This window comes from Shewanella sp. 492, from assembly GCF_059338445.1.
This window is the reverse complement of the sequence record NZ_CM181702.1, coordinates 1,653,191-1,670,596: the sequence shown is the minus strand read 5'-3', so window position 1 is coordinate 1,670,596 and position 17,406 is coordinate 1,653,191. Positions and strand designations below refer to the sequence as shown.

General features: G+C 48.8%; 16 protein-coding genes. 3 read left to right on the top strand and 13 right to left on the bottom strand.

What is annotated here, in order from left to right; translation table 11 throughout:
- Positions 1-22 precede the first annotated feature (22 nt).
- Positions 23-1,384, top strand: a complete 1,362-nt coding sequence (locus AC5YBX_RS07560) for a leucyl aminopeptidase family protein (RefSeq protein ID WP_494519356.1) — start codon at positions 23-25, stop codon at positions 1,382-1,384.
- 82 nt (positions 1,385-1,466) lie between these two features.
- Here AC5YBX_RS07560 and AC5YBX_RS07555 read toward each other — a convergent pair whose 3' ends face one another.
- Positions 1,467-3,062, bottom strand: a complete 1,596-nt coding sequence (locus AC5YBX_RS07555) for an ABC-F family ATPase (RefSeq protein WP_494524686.1) — start codon at positions 3,060-3,062, stop codon at positions 1,467-1,469.
- A gap of 270 nt (positions 3,063-3,332) precedes the next feature.
- Positions 3,333-5,642, bottom strand: a complete 2,310-nt coding sequence (locus AC5YBX_RS07550; protein WP_494524685.1) for a heavy metal translocating P-type ATPase — start codon at positions 5,640-5,642, stop codon at positions 3,333-3,335.
- A gap of 94 nt (positions 5,643-5,736) precedes the next feature.
- Between AC5YBX_RS07550 and cueR the strand changes: the two genes are divergently transcribed.
- On the top strand, positions 5,737-6,132 hold the full coding sequence (gene cueR / locus AC5YBX_RS07545) for a Cu(I)-responsive transcriptional regulator (RefSeq protein ID WP_494524684.1): 396 nt from the start codon (positions 5,737-5,739) through the stop codon (positions 6,130-6,132).
- Here cueR and AC5YBX_RS07540 read toward each other — a convergent pair.
- From AC5YBX_RS07540 to cobB, 10 genes are all read right to left on the bottom strand, one after another.
- Entirely contained in the window at positions 6,129-6,359 is a 231-nt protein-coding gene (locus AC5YBX_RS07540; RefSeq protein ID WP_494524683.1) for a hypothetical protein, read from the bottom strand. The genes cueR and AC5YBX_RS07540 overlap by 4 nt on opposite strands.
- A 205-nt stretch (positions 6,360-6,564) precedes the next feature.
- The gene (locus AC5YBX_RS07535) at positions 6,565-7,323 is read right to left on the bottom strand and encodes an SDR family oxidoreductase (RefSeq protein WP_494519361.1); all 759 of its coding nucleotides are present in this window, start codon (positions 7,321-7,323) and stop codon (positions 6,565-6,567) included.
- Positions 7,324-7,327: 4 nt separating this feature from the next.
- Positions 7,328-8,227: a 3-hydroxyisobutyrate dehydrogenase gene (gene mmsB, locus AC5YBX_RS07530; protein ID WP_494519362.1), complete on the bottom strand. Its 900-nt coding sequence runs from the start codon at positions 8,225-8,227 to the stop codon at positions 7,328-7,330.
- Positions 8,228-8,283: 56 nt separating this feature from the next.
- On the bottom strand, positions 8,284-9,417 hold the full coding sequence (locus tag AC5YBX_RS07525; protein ID WP_494524682.1) for an enoyl-CoA hydratase/isomerase family protein: 1,134 nt from the start codon (positions 9,415-9,417) through the stop codon (positions 8,284-8,286).
- Entirely contained in the window at positions 9,417-10,190 is a 774-nt protein-coding gene (locus tag AC5YBX_RS07520) for an enoyl-CoA hydratase (protein WP_494519364.1), read from the bottom strand. Before AC5YBX_RS07520 ends, AC5YBX_RS07525 begins: the two co-directional genes overlap by 1 nt.
- Positions 10,191-10,211: 21 nt before the next feature.
- Positions 10,212-11,369: an acyl-CoA dehydrogenase family protein gene (locus AC5YBX_RS07515; protein WP_494519365.1), complete on the bottom strand. Its 1,158-nt coding sequence runs from the start codon at positions 11,367-11,369 to the stop codon at positions 10,212-10,214.
- A gap of 147 nt (positions 11,370-11,516) precedes the next feature.
- On the bottom strand, positions 11,517-13,022 hold the full coding sequence (locus AC5YBX_RS07510; protein ID WP_494519366.1) for a CoA-acylating methylmalonate-semialdehyde dehydrogenase: 1,506 nt from the start codon (positions 13,020-13,022) through the stop codon (positions 11,517-11,519).
- 120 nt (positions 13,023-13,142) lie between these two features.
- A complete protein-coding gene (locus AC5YBX_RS07505; RefSeq protein WP_494519367.1) occupies positions 13,143-14,333 on the bottom strand; it encodes a thiolase family protein in 1,191 nt (396 codons plus the stop codon).
- 460 nt (positions 14,334-14,793) lie between these two features.
- On the bottom strand, positions 14,794-15,264 hold the full coding sequence (locus tag AC5YBX_RS07500) for an ATP-binding protein (protein ID WP_494521634.1): 471 nt from the start codon (positions 15,262-15,264) through the stop codon (positions 14,794-14,796).
- 44 nt (positions 15,265-15,308) lie between these two features.
- Positions 15,309-16,049: a Sir2 family NAD+-dependent deacetylase gene (gene cobB, locus AC5YBX_RS07495; RefSeq protein WP_475516580.1), complete on the bottom strand. Its 741-nt coding sequence runs from the start codon at positions 16,047-16,049 to the stop codon at positions 15,309-15,311.
- Positions 16,050-16,362: 313 nt separating this feature from the next.
- Here cobB and fur point away from each other — a divergent pair, with 313 nt between their 5' ends.
- On the top strand, positions 16,363-16,794 hold the full coding sequence (fur, locus tag AC5YBX_RS07490) for a ferric iron uptake transcriptional regulator (RefSeq protein ID WP_110458160.1): 432 nt from the start codon (positions 16,363-16,365) through the stop codon (positions 16,792-16,794).
- 231 nt (positions 16,795-17,025) lie between these two features.
- Here fur and AC5YBX_RS07485 read toward each other — a convergent pair whose 3' ends face one another.
- Positions 17,026-17,289, bottom strand: coding sequence for a PepSY domain-containing protein (locus AC5YBX_RS07485; RefSeq protein ID WP_494519368.1), 264 nt, complete (start codon positions 17,287-17,289; stop codon positions 17,026-17,028).
- Positions 17,290-17,406 lie beyond the last annotated feature (117 nt).

The window sequence follows — 17,406 nt, the reverse complement described above, 5'->3', positions numbered from 1 at the left end:
ACCTCAAATAAGATGATACCCAATGACTTCACTACTTATAACTGGCTCCAACGGCATTCCCTTGTCGATCATTTCAACTGAAGATTTTTCACAATGGCATGAGCAATTGCCAGCAACACAGCAAAATTGGCTTAAAGCCACCCAGTTTTCAGGCAAAGGTTTAAGCCTGATCCCCGGTGCCGACGGAGAACTGGCACAGGTTGTCTATGTTAGCGAATCACCGGATGACTACTGGGTTTGCGGCGATATCGTCAACCAACTGCCCGCCAATCAGTACTACCTCGATGCCAGCGAAGCTCAGTGTAAAGTCGCCGCGTTCAGTTGGGCATTAGGGGCTTACAAGTTCGATCGATACAAGAAAAATGATAAACAGTATCCTCAACTTGTTATTGATAACGACGCTTTGGTCGCCAGTACATTAAAACTGGTACGTTCGGTGACCATAGTGCGCGATCTGGTTAACACCCCTGCTGCCGACATGATGCCACAAGATTTGGGCGACACCATGGAGGCCTTGGCTGAAGAGTTCGGCGGCCAAGTGACGCAAATCATCGGTGATGAACTGCTTGAGCAAAACTACCCCACCATCCATATGGTTGGCCGCGCCAGTGACAACCAGCCACGGCTTATCGATTTAACCTGGGGCGATGAAAATGCGCCTAAAGTGACGCTAGTGGGTAAAGGGGTCTGTTTCGACTCGGGCGGTTTAGATCTTAAACCCGGTGCAGGCATGCGCTTGATGAAGAAAGATATGGGCGGTGCGGCACATGTGATTGGTTTAGCCCACCAAATTATGGCCAGTAACCTGCCTGTACGCCTGCGTGTACTGGTGCCGGCGGTGGAAAATGCGGTCTCGGCAAATGCATTTCGCCCAGGTGATGTGATCATCACCCGTAAAGGCTTAACCGTTGAGATTGATAACACCGACGCCGAAGGCCGCTTAGTCTTGTGTGATGCCCTTGCCGATGCCAGCGATGAAAAGCCTGATCTGTTGATCGACTTTGCCACCTTAACCGGCGCCATGCGCATCGCCTTAGGTACTGAGTTACCTGGCTTCTTTAGTAATGATGACGAAGTGGCTGCTGATATTACTGCTGCAGGACTTAAGGTTGAAGATCCCGTCTGGCGCATGCCGCTGCATAAAGCCTACTTTGATCTTACTGGCAGCGATATTGCCGACTTAGCCAACTGTGGTAAGACGCCTTTTGGCGGCGCGATCACCGCCGCCTTGTATCTTGAAGCCTTTGTGGATGACAAGATAAGCTGGAGCCATTTTGATGTCATGGCGTGGAACAACCGCACCTTACCCGGTCGCCCCATTGGTGGTGAAGCCTTTGGTATTCGAGCGGTGTTTGAATATCTAGCACAACGTTTCGCTAAATAGCCGTTTTAAAACAGCCAACCAACAAAAAGCCCAAGGCAATGTAATTGCCTTGGGCTTTTTTATCAATGGGGTTTAGCGGCGATTAAGCATCGACACCCTTGCTACGCAAGAACTCATCGTAAGTGCCTCTGAAATCGTTCACGCCATCGGCGGTGATCTCTATGATACGGGTGGCGAGTGATGATACAAATGCGCGGTCGTGACTGACAAACAACAATGTGCCTTCATACATCTCTAGCGCATTGTTGAGCGATTCAATCGATTCCATGTCCAAGTGGTTGGTTGGCTCATCCATAACCAAGATGTTTGGCTTTTGCATGATGAGTTTACCAAATAGCATACGGCCCTTTTCACCACCTGATAACACCTTGACTGACTTCTTGATGTCATCAGAGCCAAACAACATACGGCCTAAGTAACCACGAACGCTTTGATCGTCATCTTCTGGTTTGCGCCACTGGCTCATCCAGTCAAACAAAGTCATGTCGTTTTCAAAATCAGATTCATGATCCTGGGCGTAATAACCGATGGCTGAGTTTTCAGACCATTGGATAGTGCCTTCATCTTGTGGAATATCATGGATAAGGGTACGTAATATAGTGGTCTTACCCACACCGTTTTCACCCAGTACCGCAATACGCTCACCCACTTCTGCAATCAGGTTAACGCCTTTAAATAGCGGGTTGTTCTCGAAACCTTTAGCCAAATCTTCAACCACTAATGCGTTACGGAACAGTTTCTTTTCCTGCTCGAAACGGATAAATGGATTCACACGGCTTGAGGCTTTCACCTCTTCAAGCTTAATTTTATCAATCTGCTTAGCACGTGAAGTCGCCTGTTTCGCTTTAGAGGCGTTAGCCGAGAAGCGTGCAACGAAGCCTTGAAGTTCAGCAATTTGTGCCTTTTTCTTAGCGTTATCAGACATCAAACGCTCACGAGCTTGGTTAGCCGCCATCATATACTCATCGTAGTTACCCGGATAAACGCGCAGTTCGCCGTAATCCAAGTCAGCCATGTGAGTACAGACAGAGTTTAAGAAATATCTATCGTGCGAGATGATAATCATGGTGCTGTTACGCTGATTGAGCATCTCTTGTAACCAACGAATGGTGTCGATATCCAAGTTGTTGGTAGGCTCATCGAGTAGCAAGATATCTGGGTCACTAAACAGTGCCTGGGCAAGCAGCACTCGCAGCTTGAAACCTGGCGCGATTTCGCTCATCAAACCAAAGTGTTGCTCAAGCGGAATACCCACGCCCAGCAATAATTCACCCGCGCGAGATTCGGCGGTATAACCGTCCATCTCGGCAAATTCCATCTCAAGCTCAGCCACTTTAATGCCATCTTCTTCACTCATTTCTGGCAAAGAATAGATGCGGTCACGCTCTTGCTTGACTTTCCACAGCTCAGCATGGCCCATGATCACAGTATCAACCACGTTGAACTCTTCATAACCAAACTGGTTTTGGCTTAACTTACCTAGACGCTCGTTAACATCAAGCGATACGTTACCCGAAGTAGGCTCAAGCTCACCGCCTAGGATCTTCATGAAGGTTGATTTACCACAACCATTAGCGCCGATAAGACCGTAGCGGTTGCCGCCGCCAAATTTGACTGAGATGTTTTCAAACAGTGGCTTAGAGCCAAACTGCATGGTGATATTAGCTGTTGTGATCAATGTGAAATTCCGAAATTAGTTAAGCGAAGCGCTGCCAATGGTGGCCATTTGATCCCCAAACTGACGGTATACTCTCAGTCAAGGATGCAGTGATGATACACCGCGCTAAAAGGGACAAATTAAAGCGCGCTACTATAGCGATTTAGGTGGTAATTAGCAATGACAACCCTAAAGTTTCCCCAGAAAAGTCGCATAAAATATCGACGCAATGGCTTCACTAAAGGGTGTCATGACCCAGAGTCTAACAGCAGGATATCTTGCCCCAACCGCCTACTTTTTAGTTGCATCAGTGCCTAAACGCAGTCCTCGTAACCGGTTAGCATTGGTCACCACAGTCAATGAAGACAGGGCCATCGCCGCGCCAGCTACCACAGGGCTGAGTAACCACCCCGTCAACGGAAACAAGACGCCAGCGGCAACGGGGATCCCCAAGGTGTTATAAATAAAGGCACCAAACAGATTCTGTTTAATATTACGCAACGCCGCGTTAGCCAACATAAAGGTATCCGCTAAGGCCATCACGCGCTCAGATAACAAGGTGATGTCTGCGCTCTCTATCGCCACATCCGTGCCGCTGCCCATGGCGATGCCAACGTCCGCTTTGGCTAAAGCTGGCGCATCGTTAATCCCATCACCCACCATAGCAACCACTTCACCCTCTGATTGACGCGCCTTGATAAGCGCCAGCTTTTGCTCAGGACTGACCTCAGCAACGACATCGGTAATGCCCACCTGCTGCGCTACGGCCGTTGCTGTGTGCTGATTATCGCCGCTGAGCAGCACTACCTTTTTTCCTTGTTGTAACAGGGCCGCCACCGCCGCTTTGGCATCATCCTTAATAGGATCGGCAATCGCCACCACGGCCTGTAGATGACCATCAACCGCACAATAAATAGGCGTCTTCCCCATTTGAGCAAAATCACTAGCATGGCTTGCTGCTCGCTCAATATCGCTAATCTGCTCTGCTTGCATTAACTTAAGGTTACCGGCCACCAATCTATGGCCATTCACTTTGGCAACAATCCCTTGGCCGGTGATATTGTCAAAACTATCGACCTCACCAAGCGCCAATTCACGGCGTTTAGCCTCTGTTATCATGGCCGCCGCTAAGGGGTGTTGCGAGCGCTGCTGCGCACTGGCTAGCAAGGCAATTAACTTATCTTCGCTAAGAGGACTTGCCGTCTCATTATCGCCAGCTTGACTGCCTGTAGGCTGATTGTCACGGGTCATCTTAGCGAGCGTGACCACATCGGTGACTGCAGGCTTCCCCTGAGTGATAGTGCCGGTTTTATCGAGCACCACAGTGGAGACTTTACTGGCACTTTGCAGCGCCTCACCGTTTTTAAGTAATACGCCCATCTGGGCCGCACGCCCCACCGCCACCATAATCGACATCGGCGTCGCCAGCCCTAACGCGCAAGGGCAGGCAATGATCAGTACCGTGGTTAACACCACCAGCGCATGGCTCAGCTGGGGGGCTGGCCCCACCACAAACCAGACTATGGCAGCAATAATGGCGATTAGCACTACCACTGGGACAAAGTACGCGGCAATTTTATCGGTTAACCTGCCAATGGGCAGTTTCGAAGTTTGCGCCTCTTGCACCAGTTCGATTATTTTTGCCAGCTTAGTCTGTTGTTGCCTAGCGGTGACTTCGTAAATGAGACTGCCGTTTTCATTAACCGTACCGGCGCTTAACTTATCGTCTGGCTGCTTCTCTACTGGTACAGGCTCACCGGTTAACATCGCCTCGTTGATCAGCGCCTGTCCCTCAAGCACGTCACCGTCCAGTGCCACGCGTTCGCCAGGTTTAAGGCGCAACTTATCACCAATATTAATGGCGCTAATCTCGACAACCTCATCGCCATCATCAGTCACTCGCGTGGCACTGGTCACTTGCAAACCTATTAGCTTACTGACCGCCTCACTGGTTTTACCGCGTGCGCGCAGCTCCATCGCATGACCAAGGTTGATTAAGCCTAAAATCATCACACTGGCCTCAAAGTAAACGTGACGGGTGTCGGCTGGAAACCACTGGGGTATAACAACCACCAACATAGAATAGAGCCACGCCGAACTGGTGCCCAACACGATAAGGGTATCCATATTGGCGCTGCCAGCCTTAAGCGAGCTGTACATACCGCGATAAAAGTGACCGCCGGTAGTGATAAGCAGCACTAAAGTGAGCATGCCCATGATCCCCCAGCCCACTTGTTGTGCGGGGCTGTTGATCATCATCTCATTACCTAACAATCCCCACAGCATCATAGGCACACCCAGTGCAAGCGCCGCCATGGATTGCCATAATCGGGTGCGATACTCCTTACGCTCATTTTCTTGCCGCTCTTTGATCGCTAACTGCTGGTCGATCACTTGCTGGCCCGGATAACCGGCATTTGCTAACGCGTTAGCCACTCGCTGCGCCTTAGCAATCCCCACCACGGTAACCTGTTTATCGGCAAGGTTGACTGATGTTTCGACCTGCTCACCATCGCTAGCTAACGCCGCCATGGCTTTATCAATTTTAGCTACGCAGCTGGCGCAATTCATGGTTGGCACATAAAAGATAAGTTTATCCATGGGTATGACTCCTGTGGATGGATATTAATTTGTCTTTCTATACCATCAAGCGTAATGTCTCCCCTTATGGGAGAGTCAATGTGTGGAGATAAATATGATCAATATTGGAGAGGCGGCAAAACAAACTGGCTTATCGGTTAAGAGTATCCGCTACTATCACGATATTGGCCTAGTGTGCGCCGAACGAGGCCATAATGGTTATCGATATTATAGTGATGCCCAGCTCGATGAATTGCACTTTTTACACCATTGCCGCGAGCTCGGCTTTAGTCTAGACGATTGCCGTACGTTACTGAGTTTAAAAAGTGACACCAGCCGCAGCTCAGAAGATGTGAAACGTATTGCTCAAGTGCACCTTGATGAAACTAACCGGCGTATAGAGCAACTGAATCAACTGAAACAACAACTGAGTGAGTTGATCCATCAGTGTGCCGGCGGGGCTCAGCCAGAATGCGCCATTTTAAAAGGGTTAAGCAACAATAACCTTTAATTAGAACGATTAAATGGCCACTTTTTTCGTAACCAATGAAGCGTGCGGCGCTGTTGCTGTGCGCTTAAACCAAAGTAAATACATAACCAGGGAGACAGCAAGATATACCAAGGCAACTGTGGCCCTTGAGACTGAAATAACAGATAAAAAAAGCCACTGTAAATCACTAATACTCCCATAATGCCAATGAGCAACATCAACTGTTTCGCGACTTTTTCTATCCACATAATCTCTGCCTAATCTCTGACTAACCATTTAAAACATTGATGACCGTATTTAAGTATCACTCATCTCCATATAATCTCTGACTCATGTATAAGATGTATATGACGAAACAAGGTAGTTAAGTATCTCTCATTTGGCCCATTGATGAAATGCGCCAACAAAAAACGGGCCTATGCCCGTTTTGCTTAGTGTATCAAGCCATTTAGCTTAGATACGAATGCCACCGTCGATTTCAAATACTCGGCCGTTAACATAATCGTTTTCGATGATAAATTTCACCGTCGAGGCGATTTCACTCGCTTGACCTAAACGGCCAACTGGCACCATCTGTTCAAGACGCGCCAAGGCCTCAGGCTTCATGGCGGCGGTCATCTCGGTTTCTATCACACCTGGCGCTACGGCGGCGCTACGAATATTGTAGCGCGCAAGCTCTTTCGCCCAACCAACCGACATCGCGGCCACACCCGCTTTTGATGCCGCATAGTTGGTTTGACCAATATTGCCGGCCTTAGCAAGACTAGAAATATTGATGATCACGCCCGGCTGCTGTGATTCAATCATGGCGGCTGCCGCTTCACGACCGCACAAGAATGAACCTGTCAGGTTAACATTGATCACCGCTTGGAATTGCGCAAATGACATACGGTCGGTCACCTTGCCATCTTTGGCTTTGACCAACATGCCGTCGAGCAAAATACCGGCATTATTAATTAACACATTCACCTGACCAAAGTCTTCTAAAATGTAACCAAAACCCGCCACCACATCTTCTTCATCGGTGATATCAAAAGCGTAACCTTGCACTTCCGTCGCCGCGCCAATATCGGCACAGGCACGTTCGAGTTTTTCTTGATCGACATCGATAAGCGCCAACTTTGCCCCAGCAGCCGCTAACTCTTGTGCCATCGCCAAACCAAGTCCGCCAGCACCACCTGTGATGACCACTACCTTATCTTTTAAATCCATCAACTTACCCTTTGTTATTAAACTGCTCAAAAATACTGGAGAAATCACGCTTACCATTGCCTTGACGGGCATGATTAACATATAAACTGCGTGCCAAGGATCCCATTGGAGTACTGGAATTAGACAACAGCGCCGCTTCTTGCGACAAGCCTAAGTCTTTTACCATTAAATCCACCATAAAACCGCCTTGGTAACCGTTCGATGACGGCACGCTTGGCATCACATCTGGACAAGGATTATATTTATCTAGCGCCCAATTACCACCACTACTGACTTTCATGATCTCAGAAAGCACTTTGGGATCAAGGCCATGATCTATCCCCATCTGTAATGATTCACTGGTGCCAACCATTAATACCGACAGCAACATATTGTTGCAGATCTTAGCCACTTGCCCAGCGCCAGCGGCGCCTGCGTGGAATATATTGGCTCCCATGGCATTTAATACCCCTTGGGCTTGCGCAAAAGCACTGTCACTGCCACCGCAGATAAACGTGAGCGTACCCGCGCTCGCGCCTGCGGTGCCACCCGATACGGGCGCATCGATAAACTCAAGCCCTTTGGCTTTGGCCTGCTCGGCCACAAAGCGCGCGCTTTCGGCATCAATAGTCGAGCAATCGATTAATAAGGTGCCTTGAGCAACCACATCGACAATCCCTTTATTGGTGTCGTCACCAAGATACAAGGTACGCACATGCTTGCCTGCAGGTAACATGGTGACCACGATATCGGCCGATGCCGCCGCTGCGCAGGCGCTCGGCGCTGGGATGGCGCCTTGCTCACTCACATGATGCAGCGCATCTTGAGACAGATCGAACGCTTTAACGGTAAAACCCGCTTTTACTAGGTTAACCGCCATTGGGCCACCCATGTTACCTAAACCGATAAATGCAACTGTACTCATCTCTTACTCCTTTTCCCTAGGACAATACCCTGACGAAAACCTGTAACTTACTCGTCCTATCGGCCGAGTTTAGCTAGTGGATGTAGATCCTCAGGCCATGGTGAGGTCAATAGCTGTGTAACCGCTTGTGCGTCCACTGTATCGACACTGGCATATTTCCACTTTGGCTGGCGATCTTTATCAATTAATAGCGCTCGAACACCCTCGACAAAGTCACCGATAGCACAGCAATTACAACTCATACCCAGCTCGCGCTGAAATACTTGTTCGAGTGATAATTCGGTGCCTAAACGTGATTGCTCATAAACCAGATGAAGGCTCAATGGGCTTCCGGCTAACATAGTATTAAGTGCACGTTCTAGCCAAGGTTGATCAGTCTCATAGGCGGCCACTCTTGCCATGACCTGACTTAAATCGCCCTCCATCAACTGATCAATCAGCGCTTGATGCAGTGCAAGCACACTCTCACCCATCTTGATCGAGCAGCGACTCGTCATCGCTTCTAATAACGCATTAAGTTTAGAGTGATTAACCCCGATGTCGCCTTCCCAATCGATACTGGCTAGCGCATCAAACAGCGGCTGTTTATCATCGCTATTAAGATAATGATTTCCCAGGCCAACGAAATAAGCATCCGCGCTATTCATATTGTAAGCGGTCATGCCAAGAAAACGGCCAATGTGGCCAGGCATACGATTGAGGAAGTAACTGCCCCCCACATCGGGGTAAAGTCCAATGGTCACCTCTGGCATGGCGATGCGCGATTTTTCGGTGACAATGCGATGACTGGCGCCAGCCATGAGTCCGAGGCCGCCGCCCATCACTATGCCATCGCCCCACACCAACACGGGTTTATCGAAGGTGTGCAGCAGATGATCTAAATGATACTCGTCGGTAAAAAACACCCTCGCCATGTCGGTCACTTCACCCGGCGTCTCTTTAGAGGCGTGATACAGGGCGCGCACATCACCACCGGCGCAGAATGCTTTTTCGCCGGCACCATCTAGCACCACCATAGCGATGCTATCATCTTGTGCCCACGCGGAGAGTTGACGAGTAAGCGCTTGGATCATCTCCAAGTTAAGCGCGTTGAGTGCCTTTTCCATGTTCAGCGTGGCAACACCGACCAACTTGCCTGACAAGGTGCCTAAGGTTTGAAATACCACGCTATTGCTTTGCTCAATACTCATTAGCTATTGGTCCATTTTGCTTGGCGCTTTTCTAAAAACGCGTTAACCCCTTCGGCCTGATCTTTCGTGTCAAACAAGCCAACAAACAACTCACGCTCGACAGGCAGCGCCTGCGTTCGTGGCATCATTCGGCCCGCTTGAATCAACTGCTTACATACAGTCACACTGCTAGGGCTCTGGTTAGCCACCTTTTCAGCAAGGGTTAACGCCGTATCTAAGGCTGAACCTTTAGCCACCACCTCTTCAACTAATCGCAGCTGCAGTGCCTTGTCGGCATCGACACGTTCGCCACATAAGATCATCCGCTTTGCCCAGCCTTCCCCGACCAAGGCGGTAAGATTTTGAGTACCACCAGCGCAAGGAAGTAAGCCAACGGTCGCCTCAGGCAATGCCATCACGGCCTGTGCTTCAGCGATGCGAATATCACAGGCAAGCGCCACTTCGAGCCCGCCGCCCATAGCATAGCCATTGATAGCAGCAATCGATACCCCACGAAAACCACTGAGGGCTTCAAACGCTTCGCCAAAATGTTTGGCCATTGAAGCCGCATTACCTTTATCGCCATCGGCAAACAGTTTGAGATCGGCACCAGCACTAAAAAACTTTTCCCCGTCACCCGTTAGCACTAAAGCATAAATCTCTTTGTTGGCATTCAGTTCGCTTACTTTTTGCTTAAGTAGCTGTAAACTCGATGCTGTCCATGTATTTGCTGGCGGATTGCTCATTGTGAGTACCGCGGTATGGCCAATAATTTTCTCGATAATCGCTGTCATCTTTATGCTCCTTTGTGACAATTACAGGATCGGGCTAGCGTTTTCGTCGAGTAGACGACGAGCAATAATCAAACGCATGATCTCGTTAGTTCCCTCTAAGATTTGATGTACGCGCACATCACGGAAATGGCGCTCCAGCGGATATTCACGAATGTAGCCGTAACCACCGTGAAGCTGCAATGCACTATCACAAACGCTAAAGCCAATATCGGTGGCAAAACGTTTTGCCATGGCGCAATAGGCCGTCGCTTCAGGGTCACCACTGTCGAGTTTAAAGGCGGCTAAACGCACCATCTGCCTAGCAGCAACTAACTCCGTCGCCATATCGGCTAACTTGAACTGCAATGCTTGAAATGCCGCGATCGGCTTACCAAACTGTTTACGCTCATTCATATATTGAGTTGCGCGATCGAGCGCCGCTTGCGCCGTACCCACAGAGCAAGTGGCAATATTGATGCGACCGCCATCTAATCCCTTCATGGCAAACGTAAAACCTTGACCCTCTTCGCCTAACAGATTGCTTACTGGCACACGAACATTATCGAAGGTAATTTCACGGGTTGGCTGGGCGTTCCAGCCCATCTTATCTTCCGCTTTGCCGTAGCTGATGCCATCGGTGTCTGCGGGTACCGCAATGGCCGAGATCCCCTTAGGACCCGCTTCGCCGGTGCGGCACATAACAACCAGCATCTCAGTCGAACCAGCGCCAGAGATAAACATCTTAGCGCCGGAGATCACATATTCATCGCCTTCACGAACGGCTTTGGTTTTGAGTGACGCCGCATCACTGCCGGCACCCGCTTCGGTTAAGCAGTAAGAGGCCAGTTTTTCACCTGTGGTCAATGGCGCTGACCATTCATCTCGCAGGGATTGAGAGCCAAAGCTAGTGATCATCCAGGTCGCCATATTATGAATAGTCAACATGGCCGTGGTGGCGGTGCAGCCCATCGCAAGCTGCTCGAAAATGATCGAGGAATCGAGGCGAGATAAGCCCATGCCACCTTCCGATTCTGGCGAGTATAAAGCGCAAAAGCCCAGCTCTCCGGCTTTTTGAATGACATCTTTAGGGAAATGATGCTCTTCATCCCACTTGGCGGCGAATGGAGCTAGCTCTTCATTGGCAAATTGAGTTGCCAGTTCGGCAAACTGGCGTTGGTCTTCATTCAGATTAAAATCCATCTGATTAACTCCTTGAGCACCTATGGTTATTCGCCGCTAGTGATAATGCGGCATTTTTTAATATCGGTGCGTTACTTGTTGATTGTTGATTATTAGCGGTAAACACATGATGAAAAGCCTTGGACCCATTAGTCCAAGGCTTTCACGTTATTTCAGGGCAATCGTCATATTCGGCGCATGATGCTCAACATCGGAGATGTCCGATTCAAACCAGCGCGCGGTGATGGTCTTGGTCTCAGTGTAGAAACGCACCGCTTGTTTTCCATAGGCGTGCTGATCGCCATAGAAACTGCCTTTCCACCCCGTAAACGAGAAGAAAGGTAGCGGCACAGGAATCGGCACGTTAATCCCCACCTGGCCCACTTCAATATTATGCTGATACTTACGCGCCGCCGCGCCGCTCGCGGTAAAGATAGAGGTACCGTTACCATATGGGCTGGCGTTGACTATCTCGATAGCGTCTTCAAGAGAATCACTTTCCATGCAGCACAACACAGGCCCGAAGATCTCCTCTTGGTAGATGCTCATCTCTGTAGTCACATTAGTGAACATAGTCGGTCCGACCCAGTTACCGCTTTCATAGCCCTCGACAGTGAAATCGCTACCGTCGAGCAGGCATTCGGCGCCCTCTTCTTTGCCTTGAGCAATCAGCTTAAGCACGCGAGCTTTCGCCGCAGGGCTGATAACAGGACCATAGGCTGCGTCTTTATCATCCCATAAGCCCGGTCTGACTTTGGCGATGGCATCACGTAGCTCAGGGATCCAGTTTTTCGCTTCACCCACAAATACTGCTACCGACAGCGCCATACAACGCTGACCCGCGGCGCCGACAGATGCACCAACCAAGTTATTAATGACTTGCTGTTTATTAGCATCGGGCATGATCACGCAGTGATTTTTAGCGCCGGCAAAGGCTTGTACACGCTTAAGATTATCGGTACCCGTCTTGTAGATATATTGACCCACGCCAACTGAGCCGACAAACGAAATGGCTTTAATATCTTGATGCGTCAGCAGCACATCGACCGCCGTTTTGTCACCATGAATTAGCTGCAGAACACCTTTGGGTGCGCCCGCCTCTTCAAACAGTTCGACCAAGCGCTGCGGCGTCATCGGATCTTGCTCCGACGGCTTAAGTACAAAGGTGTTGCCGCAGGCAATCGCCAACGGGAACATCCATAATGGGATCATCGCCGGAAAGTTAAATGGTGTAATACCAGCGCATACGCCCAAAGGCTGGGTATAACTGTAGGTATCGATACTGCGCGCCACGTTTTCAACGGTTTCACCCATGATTAGGTTAGCAATGTTACAAGCGTGCTCAGCCACTTCGATACCACGCCACACATCACCTTTGGCGTCTTCAAAAGTTTTACCCGTTTCTTGAGCCAGAATCGTTGCAATCTCATCATGATGGGCTTTTAGTAGATGTTGATAGCGAAACATTACCCGAGCACGCTCTGATACAGGCACCTCTTTCCATGTCGTAAAGGCTTTTTTCGCACTAGCGATAGCAATTTCAACTTCTGATGTAGTCGCAGCGTTAATGGTCGCGATCACTTCATTATTAGCCGGATTAGTTACCGAGATCTGCTGAGTGCCTTGGCCTAAGGTAAATTCACCATCGATGTAATGTTTAACTTGAATAGTCATATTGCTTTCCTAAGATCTTTTTAACTAAGACAAAAATGTAAGTGACAGCTAAAAACTCACATCGTTAACTGAGGTTATGCCAATGGGCCAATAGCACATCTATCAGCCCGAGCAAATGGATTAGATTTCAATCGCCATAGCGGTGGCTTCGCCGCCACCGATACACAATGAAGCCACGCCGCGCGTAAGCCCTTTTGCTTTTAAGGCATGAATCAAGGTCACTAGCACACGGGCGCCAGAGCAACCGATTGGATGGCCTAATGCGCAAGCACCGCCGTTGACGTTAACCTTGGTTTCGTCTAGCCCGAGCTCTGAAATCGCTAGCATGGTGACCATGGCAAAGGCTTCGTTGACCTCAAATAGATCGACATCGGCTTTAGTCCAGTTAACCTTGTCGAGCAACTTAGTCATGGCGCCAACAGGCGCTGTGGTAAACATCGACGGCTCTTGAGCGTGAGTCGTGTGACCTTTAATGGTCGCCAGCACCTCCAGTCCCTTTGCATCGGCCTGCTCGCGGGTCATGAGCATGAGTGCGGCAGCGCCGTCTGAAATTGAACTTGAGTTTGCGGCAGTGATAGTGCCTTCTTTGGCGAATGCGGGGCGTAGTGTGGGGATCTTTTCAGGACGCGCATTCCCTGGCTGCTCGTCGGTATCGACCACGACATCACCACGTCGGCTCGATACTGTCACCGGGGTAATTTCAGCTTTAAACGCGCCAGATTCAATCGCGGCATTGGCTTTTTGCAGTGAGCTTAGCGCAAAGTTATCCATCGCTTCACGACTAATGGAGAAGTCATCAGCGGTCTTCTGGGCAAACGTCCCCATAGCACCACCGGTATAGGCATCTTCGAGGCCATCAAGGAACATGTGATCCATCACCTTGCCATGACCCATACGCATGCCGCCTCGGGCCTTGTCGAGTAGATAAGGGGCTTGACTCATGCTTTCCATACCACCAGCGATAACAATATTGGCACTACCCGCTTTAATGAGATCATGCGCTAACATCACCGTTTTCATTCCAGAGCCACAGACTTTATTGACTGTGGTCGCACCAACCGATAATGGCAGTCCAGCCCCTAACGACGCTTGACGCGCCGGCGCTTGACCAAGACCCGCTGGCAATACACACCCCATAAGTACTTCATCAACGTCAGCGCCTGCAATTGACGTGAAATCCATCAAGGCTTTAATTGCGGTGGCAGCCAGTGTTGGCGATGTGACACTCGATAGCGCGCCTTGAAAGCCCCCCATAGGGGTGCGCTTCGCCGCGACAATCACGATATCTTGGTTTGTTTGCTCTGTAGTCATCTTCCGCTCCATCTCGGTATTTTTTGCTCGAACCACATGTTGAGAACACGTGATGAACTGTGATCAATTTCAAATAATATTACTCTGACGTTTACGCGAACGTAAAGCAAGTGTTAACTCGCCAAAATGGTATAACTTTAGTCTAAGGTTTTGTCAGTCTGGATTTACACTTTGGCGTAATGTGTGAGTGGCCAAAAGGCTTGCTGGCAAATAAAGAGAGGACACCTGCCACTATATGGGCAAGCAAATTTTGGGGGGCGATAAAACTTTATAATGTTAAAAATTAACAACTTAAAGGTTAAATTTCAAATACAAATAAAATGCCATCAAGAAAAGCTATACATAAAACCAAGTTATTGGCACTCGCTAAGTGAGCGCCATCAAGGCGACACCGTCAAACTGCACGTCCTTATCTCAGTTGATATATTCGGGCTGCAATGCAGCCACCAAACTTACCGATTTAAAAATCGTCAAATTGTTTGCCCATAGCGCGAATTTGCTTTAATCCCACCCCATGCTGATTACGCTCGGCGCAGAGTTGCTGATGCACTTCATCCAGCGGTTCGCCAATTAACACGATGCGCACCTGATACCCTAGTGCCTTTGCCGCCGCGTCGTAGGCCATATATTCCCAATAGGCCATATTGGTATTATCACAGATGACTATGGGCTCACCCCGTGCCAACGCCTGAATAAACAGGGTTAAATTACGTTGATGGTATTCACTCAGCCGACTGGGATTAAACTGATACTGCCCCTGTTGATAAAATAAGTTATCGGTCGAAAAATAACCCCTAAGCCTTATCTGTTGCGCGACTGCGGCAGGCTGCGCTGCAATAAACTGCTCAACCCAATAACTTTTGCCGCTACCAGGTAAGCCGCGCATAATAATCGCTAACTTGTCAGTCTGAGTATTTTGACTGGCCAACATCCTATCGAGCGCCACGCTTGTATCCAGTTCTATGTCTAATTGCATTACTGCGGCGCACCTATTAGCTCATCGTTAATCTTGTCACCACGCAAAATCGTATCAACCATATGTGGCAAAATGCGGCTGGCCTTATCCTGCAGATGATATTGAAACTGACTGTGGCGATCGGCGGGCATAATATTAACTTCAACTGTTTGCGCGCCGTGATGATTAGCCGTGTCAACAAATCCGGCGGCCGGGTAAACCGTCCCCGAGGTGCCGATGGCAATGAATAGATCGCAAGTATCGAGCGCATGTTGGATACGATCTAGTCCGATAGGCATCTCACCAAACCACACCACATGAGGCCGCAGGCGCTGGGCCGGTATGCAACAGGTGCAGGTATGATTAACCCCAAAGTGATCTGTCAGCAAAAATGTCTGTTGTGAACGAGGGCAGCGCCCTTTTGTGAGCTCACCGTGCATATGCAGTAAGCGGCGAGAACCCGCCCTTTCATGCAAGTCATCAATATTTTGCGTCACCACGAGTAGCTGACCATCAAACTCTTGCTCGAGTCGGGCTAAGGCCTTATGCGCCTCGTTGGGTTCGATATGGCCGTCATGCAGCTGCTGCCAGCGTTCGTTATAAAAACGCTCCACCATTTCAGGATCACGCGCGTACCCTTCTGGGGTCGCTACATCTTCTATTTTATGTTCTTCCCATAGCCCGTCTTGATCCCTAAAGGTTCTGAGCCCTGACTCGGCAGAGATGCCTGCCCCGGTTAATATCACGATCTGCCGATACATCTGCTTTCCTTGTTATTGTTATCTTAATACTGACTCGTTGCCATATATCCAATACGCCTATGTTCAATTTAAGCCTGCCAGAACACAGTGGCGAGGTGTATTGGGCATTAGTATAAATACCACTATAAAAAGTATGTGTAAAATTCGCTATATTTTACCAGCAAACAATCAATTGCACTCGATTTGCTGACTAAGCGAACAATATGCAAGATCAAAGGTTTAAGTTTTTAAATTCAGCCCCTATAATGGTTGCCAATATCAACAACTGAACCTTTATTGGCGATGCTAAGGTTCTGCAATCAAGAGATTAATAATGACAGATGGAAATCAAGCGCTAAAGAAAGCGGGATTAAAGGTCACCTTACCACGAGTCAAGATCCTCGAGCTGATGCAGGGACCTGAAAATCAGCACATCGGTGCAGAAGAACTGTACAAAAAGCTACTCGATATTGGTGAAGAAATTGGGTTAGCAACTGTTTATCGCGTATTAAATCAATTTGATGATGCAGGTATTGTCACCAGACATCACTTCGAAAGCGGCAAGGCGGTTTTCGAATTATCATCACAACATCATCACGATCATTTAGTCTGTTTATCTTGCGGCAAGGTGATTGAATTTTCCGATGATATGATTGAGCGTCGTCAAGATGAGATAGCGATGAAGCACAATATTAAATTAACCAATCATAGCCTCTATCTCTACGGTGTTTGCACCAATGATGAGTGCGATCACGGCGATGCTTAATGGTTAACAGACCAGAGGCGATATAGCCAAGTTAATCTTGATAGCCAGCTGATATGAAAAAGGGATCCTAGGATCCCTTTTTCATTGGTCGCTTTTCACATTTGAGGAGTCAATGCATAAGCCTAAGGAGACAACGCCTAAACGCGGCAGTCACCTTCGACATCACAATGCTTATCAATAAACGGGTTGCTTACATTTTAAATCTCAAATTAACCCAAGCATGACCTCGGCTTAATCGTCTAATCTATCTGAAAGAATTTTGCCATCGATAGGATCGATACGCAGCTCACGCTCGACTCCATCTTTGTAAGCTTCCACTTCCCACTGGTCCCTTTTAACAGAGACTTCAGTAATGGGCGAGTAGCCCTGCGCTTCTAATGCCTTAATCACTTCAGAAAGCGGTTTAGCATCGACAGGTGGCTTCTCATGTGCAAAAGAGTGAGTCGCACCAAGGCATAAAGTACAAGCTATCATTGCACCAAACAGCTGCTTCATAATATCTCTCCTTCATTGCATTTGGATAACACGTTAATTGGGACGATGACCTGACACCCATTTACATCATACCTGCTCTTTTTCGCGGCAATTTTTATCATAGGATTTTGGGTTGTT

What these genes read in the sequence shown, in the direction of transcription:
- AC5YBX_RS07560 (WP_494519356.1), top strand. Translation starts at nt 23, where the DNA reads ATGACTTCACTACTTATAACTGGCTCCAACGGCATTCCCTTGTCGATC.
- AC5YBX_RS07550 (WP_494524685.1), bottom strand. Translation starts at nt 5,642, where the DNA reads ATGGATAAACTTATCTTTTATGTGCCAACCATGAATTGCGCCAGCTGC.
- cueR (WP_494524684.1), top strand. Translation starts at nt 5,737, where the DNA reads ATGATCAATATTGGAGAGGCGGCAAAACAAACTGGCTTATCGGTTAAG.
- AC5YBX_RS07540 (WP_494524683.1), bottom strand. Translation starts at nt 6,359, where the DNA reads ATGTGGATAGAAAAAGTCGCGAAACAGTTGATGTTGCTCATTGGCATT.
- AC5YBX_RS07535 (WP_494519361.1), bottom strand. Translation starts at nt 7,323, where the DNA reads ATGGATTTAAAAGATAAGGTAGTGGTCATCACAGGTGGTGCTGGCGGA.
- mmsB (WP_494519362.1), bottom strand. Translation starts at nt 8,227, where the DNA reads ATGAGTACAGTTGCATTTATCGGTTTAGGTAACATGGGTGGCCCAATG.
- AC5YBX_RS07525 (WP_494524682.1), bottom strand. Translation starts at nt 9,417, where the DNA reads ATGAGTATTGAGCAAAGCAATAGCGTGGTATTTCAAACCTTAGGCACC.
- AC5YBX_RS07520 (WP_494519364.1), bottom strand. Translation starts at nt 10,190, where the DNA reads ATGACAGCGATTATCGAGAAAATTATTGGCCATACCGCGGTACTCACA.
- AC5YBX_RS07515 (WP_494519365.1), bottom strand. Translation starts at nt 11,369, where the DNA reads ATGGATTTTAATCTGAATGAAGACCAACGCCAGTTTGCCGAACTGGCA.
- AC5YBX_RS07510 (WP_494519366.1), bottom strand. Translation starts at nt 13,022, where the DNA reads ATGACTATTCAAGTTAAACATTACATCGATGGTGAATTTACCTTAGGC.
- AC5YBX_RS07505 (WP_494519367.1), bottom strand. Translation starts at nt 14,333, where the DNA reads ATGACTACAGAGCAAACAAACCAAGATATCGTGATTGTCGCGGCGAAG.
- AC5YBX_RS07500 (WP_494521634.1), bottom strand. Translation starts at nt 15,264, where the DNA reads ATGTTGGCCAGTCAAAATACTCAGACTGACAAGTTAGCGATTATTATG.
- cobB (WP_475516580.1), bottom strand. Translation starts at nt 16,049, where the DNA reads ATGTATCGGCAGATCGTGATATTAACCGGGGCAGGCATCTCTGCCGAG.
- fur (WP_110458160.1), top strand. Translation starts at nt 16,363, where the DNA reads ATGACAGATGGAAATCAAGCGCTAAAGAAAGCGGGATTAAAGGTCACC.
- AC5YBX_RS07485 (WP_494519368.1), bottom strand. Translation starts at nt 17,289, where the DNA reads ATGAAGCAGCTGTTTGGTGCAATGATAGCTTGTACTTTATGCCTTGGT.